This is a genomic window from Piscirickettsia salmonis LF-89 = ATCC VR-1361 (genome assembly GCF_000297215.2).
In the GTDB taxonomy this organism is placed as follows: domain Bacteria; phylum Pseudomonadota; class Gammaproteobacteria; order Piscirickettsiales; family Piscirickettsiaceae; genus Piscirickettsia; species Piscirickettsia salmonis.
Window position 1 is genome coordinate 1 of the sequence record NZ_AMFF02000258.1, and the last position, 583, is coordinate 583.

Below are 583 nucleotides of genomic sequence, written 5' to 3' on the forward strand. Positions count from 1 at the left end.
TCGTTGAGTGCTATAACATTCCGCCTTCTGTCGTAATAAAAGCAACAGGAATGTCAAACAGTTTACACAACCACTTATATTTATTTTCTCGAGCTTCAGTTCGTGCTAATGGGAAAATGACCACACCATCATCTGCCGTAATCGTTTCAAATTGAGCTCTTCGCCAAGGCAAGAAGTCTTTAACTGGCTCTAAGTTAAGATACTTTGTCATCTCTAAAACTATCTCCAGCAAAAACCCTGGGTGCTCGGGGTTTGATGACGCCCAAACAGGATCATCACCCATTTCAAGTATTACTTTTTCTTTTGCATATGAGCTAGTTAAAGCAAAGGCTGAAAATGTAATGACTGTATATAGAATTATTGATAGCCAAGCTATCTTGTTCACAATTATGTGCTTGCATGATTTAAACAAGTCTACCCCTCCACTAAAATTATAAGCAGCTATTGATAAAAACATTTGCCAATGCACACCCTGCATGATTAAATAATACGGCCAAATTAACTCTCGTAAGCGTCGCTACCTCGGTAGGTATTTTGCACATCCAATGATGCAAAATCGCCGAGCAAAACGCGACGACTATAA

At 39.1% G+C, this 583-nt stretch carries 1 protein-coding gene; it reads right to left on the reverse strand.

The window, feature by feature from the left end; translation table 11 throughout:
• Window positions 1-10 precede the first annotated feature (10 nt).
• Entirely contained in the window at window positions 11-385 is a 375-nt protein-coding gene (locus tag C200_RS13950) for a hypothetical protein (protein WP_016212544.1), read from the reverse strand.
• Window positions 386-583 lie beyond the last annotated feature (198 nt).